This is a genomic window from Burkholderia sp. Tr-862, from assembly GCF_011753085.1.
GTDB lineage: Bacteria > Pseudomonadota > Gammaproteobacteria > Burkholderiales > Burkholderiaceae > Burkholderia > Burkholderia ambifaria.
In genome coordinates, this window is record NZ_VWWG01000305.1 from 1 (window position 1) to 3,453 (window position 3,453).

Below are 3,453 nucleotides of genomic sequence, written 5' to 3' on the forward strand. Positions count from 1 at the left end.
GAGCACGTCGTCGCCGGCGTAGAGCGTCGCCGCCTGCGCGCCGCGCGTGACGAGCACGGCCGCGCGCGGATTCAGCGCGCGCACCGCGTCGACCGCGTCGGGGCCGTCGCCGCCGAACAGGTGGCGCAGGTCCTCGTCGGACACCTTGATCAGGTCGGCGAGGCCGGCCATCTTCTCCAGTGTCGGCCGGTACGCCGCCGTCATCAGGTTCCGGTAGTTCGGATCGAAGCTGATCTTCACGCCGCGCGCGTGCAGGTCGGCCGCGAGCGCGACGAGCGTGCCCGCGAGCGGTTCGCGCACCAGGCTGATGCAGCCGAAGTGCGCCCATTGCACGTGTTCGGTCCAGCCGGCCGGCAGCCGCGCCGGGTCGAACGCGAGGTCCGCGCTGGCATCGCCGATGAAGAAGTACGCGGGCGGCCGGGTCTCGTGGACGATCGCGAGCAGCGGCGCGCGCGGCACGCGCTGCAGGAAGCGCAGGTCGAGTCCGGCCGCGTCGCTGGTGCGCCACAGCACGTCGGAGAAGCAGTCCTCGCCGATCGCGCCCGCGAGCGCGCTCGGCACGCCGAGCCGCGCGACCGCGCGTGCGACGTTCCAGCCGGCGCCGCCCGGCACCGAAGTCCACTGCGCGTCGCCCGCGCGCACCATGTCGGTCAGGATGTCGCCCGCCGACACGAATGCCGGAAACGTGCCGCCGCTCATTGCGTGGGCTCGCTGCGCGCCGCGCGCGCAAGGGTCGCGAGCACGTCATAGCACGCGCCCATCGTGTGATAGTCGGTCTTGCCGGCCGGGCTTTTCTCGTCGCTGTACTTGCGGTTGTCGCAGGTGAGGATCCGGTACCACGCGCCGTAGCGGTGATCGACGAAATGCGCCCAGCTGTAGCGCCAGATCTCGTCGTACCAGTCCCAGAAGCGCTCGCTGCCGGTGCGCGCGCCGAGCATCGCGGCCGCCGCGAAGGTTTCCGCCTGCACCCAGAAATACTTGTTGTGGTCGCAGATCGTGAAGTCGGGGCCGAAGCCGTAGCAGAGGCCGCCGTGATCGGCGTCCCACGCGTGCGTGAGCGCCGCATCGAACAGCTCGGCCGCGCGCGGTACGAGCCAGTCGAGCGGGCGGTGCCGCTCCAGGATCAGCAGCAGCTTCGCCCATTCGGTCTGGTGCCCGGGCTGGAAGCCCCACGGACGGAAGATGTTCGAGCTGTCTTCCTTGTTGTAGTCCCAGTCGACCGACCAGTCCGCATGGTAGTGCTCCCACACGAGGCCACCCGACAGCGCGGCCTGGCGCTGCGTGATATGGGTCGCGAGCTTCTCCGCGCGATCGAGGTAGGTGACGTGGCCGGTCGCCTCGTAGGCCGCGAGCAGCGCCTCCGTCATGTGCATGTTCGCGTTCTGGCCGCGGTACGACGACACGTTCCAGTTCGGCGTCGCGTCGTCCGCATAGAGGCCCGCGGCCGCATCCCAGAAGCGGTGTTCGGCGAGCTCGTAGGTCGACGCGATCAGCGCGCGCGCTTCGTCGATGCCGGCCATTGTCGCGTGCGCGGCGGCCAGCAGCACGAACGCGAGCCCGTAGCAGTGGCGCGTGGCGTCGAGCGTCTCGTGCTTCGCGCCGTCGCGCCAGTCGAGTTCCCAGTCGTAGCCCTGCAGGTCGTCGTCCCAGTGCGCGTCGCGCAGGAAGCGCAGCCCGTGGCGCGCGTACTCGAGATGGCGCGGATCGCCGAAATGCCGGTACGCCATCGCGTAGTTGAAGACGAACCGGCAACTGCTGACCAGATGCCGCGACGTGCGGTTGTAGACGCTGCCGTCGTCGCGGAAGTAGTGGTAGAAGCCGCCCGTCGGGTCGAACGCGTTCGCCGCGTAGAAGCGCAGCGTGTCCTCGATGTGCGACAGCAGGAACGACGGATCGCGGAAGCTCGCGACGAACGGCGCCGCTTGCGCGTGGTTGGCCGGCGTGGCCGTGCGGGATTGGACCGGGGGCATGTTCATGATTCGGTGACCGTGGCGGTATCGAGTGCCGGTGAGCCGGCGGGCTGGCTGCTGGCCCGCACGATCAGCTCGACGGGCAGGGAGATCTCGGTGCGCTCGGGTGCTTCGGCGAGCAGCAGTTCGACGCCGCGGCGGCCGAGCGCTTCCTTGTCGACGGCGAGCGTCGTGAGTGGCGGGTTCGCATGCGCGGCGGCGGGGATGTCGTCGAAGCCGACGATCGCGATGTCTTCCGGAATCCGCACGCCGCGCGCGATGCACACGCGCTGCGCGGCCAGCGCGGCGGCGTCGTTGTATGCGAACACGGCGTCGGGGCGCGGGCCCGGCGCGTCGAGCAGCTGCTGCATCGCGCGCGCGGCGCCGGTGTCGGGGTCGAGCCCGGCGTCGATCGTCACTTCATACGCGGGATCGAACAGCCGCCCGGCCTCGAAGAACGCGCGCCGGTAGCCGATCGCGCGCTGCGCGATGCTGTAGTGCGCGGCGGAGCCGCCGATGAACGCGATCCGCGAGCGGCCGGTGGCGAGCAGGTGGCGCATCGCGAGCGCCGCGCCCGTCGCGTTGTCGATGTTCACCGAACGCAGCCCGGGCGCCCACAGGTCGATCAGCACGAGCGGGCGGCCGGTCGCGGCGAGCGCCTCGATCGTCTCGGGTTCGATGAAGCCGGCCACCGCGATCGCGTCGGGCGCGTGCGGGCGCATCTGGCGCAGCACGTCGTCGTTCGGGCCGACCGTGAGCAGCGTCGGCACGATGCCGCGCTCGCGGCACGCGTCCTCGACGCCGTGCAGCACGTGCGAGAAGAACGGGCTGGCGGGAAAGCGGTTGTGCTGGCGGTGCAGCAGGAAGGTGAGCCGGCGGATGCGCGGGCGCAACTGGGCCGGGTCGTATCCGAGCCGCTGCGCGATCTCGACGATGCGCGCACGCGTGGCTTCGGACAGCCCCGGCTGGTTTTTCAGCGCGCGGGAGACGGTGCCGATCGAGACCTCTGCCGCCCGCGCTACATCGCGAATGGTGGTGCCCATCGTTCGGGGTCCGGTTTGTTTAGGGTGACGGCGATTGTATAGTAAAACTCGGCGCCAAATTCGGGCCGGATAACCGGGGAATACCCGGAAATAACGGGTTTTTACGTGCTAATCTGCGAAAACGCCGTTACTAAAAATACTAAACAAAACGCGAAAAAGGCAAGGTGATCGCATGGAACGGGTGATGCCGGGAGGCGCCGCGTCGCATGCGTTCGGCTGTTCGACACGAAAGGGCCGTTCGACAGGCGGTCACCGGGGATCGGGGCGGCTCGGGCGTGCAGCACCGGTAATGTCGTTCGGGCAAGCCGACGGCCCGTCGAGCGGCCGCCCGGCATGCGGCCGGCCGCTGGCCGCCGTTCGGCCCGCCGTTCAGAGTCCGCCGTTCGACCCGCCGTCCAGCCCGCCGTTCAGCCCGCCGTTCGACCCGCCGTTCAGCCCGCCGTTCAGCCCGCCGTTCAGCC

The 3,453-nt window shown here is 69.9% G+C and carries 3 protein-coding genes; all 3 read right to left on the reverse strand.

The annotated features are described in order from the left end of the window. Nucleotides 1–699, reverse strand: a 699-nt coding sequence (locus F3J14_RS34170) for a carbohydrate kinase (protein WP_166726660.1), incomplete at its 3' end; no start/stop codon positions are given. After that, nucleotides 696–1,976 carry an AGE family epimerase/isomerase gene (locus tag F3J14_RS34175; protein ID WP_166726661.1) on the reverse strand — a complete coding sequence of 427 codons (1,281 nt, stop codon included), beginning with the start codon at nucleotides 1,974–1,976 and terminating at the stop codon, nucleotides 696–698. The genes F3J14_RS34175 and F3J14_RS34170, both read right to left, overlap by 4 nt. Beyond that, complete coding sequence (locus F3J14_RS34180; protein WP_006754117.1) at nucleotides 1,973–2,992, reverse strand: LacI family DNA-binding transcriptional regulator; 1,020 nt, start codon at nucleotides 2,990–2,992, stop codon at nucleotides 1,973–1,975. Before F3J14_RS34180 ends, F3J14_RS34175 begins: the two co-directional genes overlap by 4 nt. Nucleotides 2,993–3,453 lie beyond the last annotated feature (461 nt).